The sequence below is a fragment of the Acidovorax sp. BoFeN1 genome, from assembly GCF_003345135.1.
GTDB classification, from domain to species: domain Bacteria; phylum Pseudomonadota; class Gammaproteobacteria; order Burkholderiales; family Burkholderiaceae_C; genus Acidovorax; species Acidovorax defluvii.
On record NZ_QOZT01000161.1, the window covers coordinates 1 to 1,805 of the forward strand.

Annotated in this window: 2 protein-coding genes; both read left to right on the plus strand. The window is 68.1% G+C overall.

What is annotated here, in order from left to right; all coding sequences use genetic code 11:
- Positions 1–13 precede the first annotated feature (13 nt).
- A complete protein-coding gene (locus DTW89_RS19010; protein ID WP_269089861.1) occupies positions 14–1,225 on the plus strand; it encodes an MFS transporter in 1,212 nt (403 codons plus the stop codon).
- A 117-nt stretch (positions 1,226–1,342) separates the two neighbouring features.
- Positions 1,343–1,805 (plus strand): single-stranded DNA-binding protein (ssb, locus tag DTW89_RS19015; protein ID WP_114657069.1); only part of this gene is annotated, 463 nt, incomplete at its 3' end.

Here is a 1,805-nt window from a genome sequence, read left to right on the forward strand (position 1 = left end):
GAACAGGCCCAGCATGCGCAGCGCAAAGATCAGCGCCAGGCTGATGCTGGAGCGCCGCTCCAGCATCAGCCTGGCGCTGATCTTTGCGCTGCGCATGCTGGGCCTGTTCCTTGTGCTGCCGGTGTTTGCCCTCGAAGCGGGCAAATACCCCGGCGGTGACGACCCCGCGCTGGTGGGCCTGGCCATGGGCATCTATGGCCTCACCCAGGCCGTGCTGCAGCTGCCACTGGGCATGGCCTCTGACCGCTTTGGGCGCAAGCGCGTCATCGTGCTGGGCCTTTTGGTGTTTGCGGCCGGCAGCCTGCTGGCGGCCATGGCCGATTCGCTGACCGGGCTGCTGGTGGGCCGCGCGCTGCAGGGCGCGGGGGCCGTGTCGGCCGCCGTGACGGCACTGCTGGCCGACCAGACGCGCGACGCCGTGCGCACCAAGGCCATGGCGCTGGTGGGTGGCAGCATTGGCCTGATGTTTGCCGTGGCACTGGTGGCCGCCCCCGTGCTGACGGCCCATATCGGCTTGGCGGGCCTGTTTGGCCTGACCTGCGCGCTGGCGCTGGCCGGCGTGGCCGTGGTGCTGTGGTGGGTGCCGGCCGAGTCGGCCCAGCACCGCAATGCCCCGCGCGGCAGCGTGGCCGATGTGTGGCGCAACCCCGATCTGCTGCGACTGAACCTGGGCGTTTTTGTGCTGCACACCGTGCAGTTGTCCATGTGGGTGGCCGTGCCCGCCATGCTGGTGCAGGCGGGTCTCACCAAAGACCACCACTGGCAGGTGTATCTGCCGGCCGTGGTGCTGTCTTTTGTAGCGATGGGCGGCCTGTTTGCGATGGAGCGGCGCGGTCGCCTGCGCGGCGCGCTGCTGGGCGCCATTGCACTGGTGCTGCTGGTGCAGGTGGGCCTGGGGGCCTTGGCTGCCAGCGGCACCACGCCCACGCTGTGGGTGCTGGGACCGCTGATGTTTTTATTTTTCTGCGGCTTCAATGCACTCGAAGCCAGCCAGCCCAGCCTGGTGTCGCGCATGGCACCGGCGCCGGTGCGCGGGGCTGCGCTGGGCAGCTACAACACGCTGCAGTCGCTGGGGCTGTTTGCCGGCGGCGCACTGGGCGGCGCACTGGTCAAATGGGCGGGCGCCCCCGGTCTTTTTGCCACCACCGCCGTGCTGACCGCCCTGTGGCTGGTGCTGACCTGGCCCTTGCAGCCCGTGGGCCGCAACGCCGGCGGCGGGCACTGAAAGATTGCACTGCCGCAGGGGATGAGCACCACCCCCGGTTGCGGCACAATGCACGTTTTGGCGCCTGGAATTCCCTCACATCCGGCGCTTTTACCCCTTTAAGGCAAAGACACCACCATGGCATCCATCAACAAAGTCATCATCGTCGGCAACCTGGGCCGCGACCCTGAAATGCGCACCTTCCCCAGTGGCGACCAGGTGGCCAACGTGACGATTGCCACCACCGACAAGTGGAAAGACAAGCAGACTGGCGAAATGAAGGAAGCCACCGAGTGGCACCGCGTGGTCTTCAACGGCCGCCTGGCCGAAATCGTGGGCCAATACCTGCGCAAGGGCTCGCAGGTGTATGTGGAAGGCAGCCTGCGCACCCGCAAGTGGACCGACCAGGCCGGCGTCGAGAAATACAGCACCGAAATCCGCGCCGACCAGATGCAGATGCTTGGCGGCCGCCAAGGCATGGGTGGCCAGGGTGGCGGCCATGACGACGGCGGCGGCTATGGTGGCGACGCTGGCGGCGGCTACGACCAGGCCCCGCGCCGCGCCGCGCCCGCGCCAGCCCCCATGCAGCAACGCCCCACAG

Excerpts from the sequence above, each read along its gene's own strand:
- DTW89_RS19010 (WP_269089861.1), top strand. The coding sequence starts at position 14 with ATGCGCAGCGCAAAGATCAGCGCCAGGCTGATGCTGGAGCGCCGCTCC.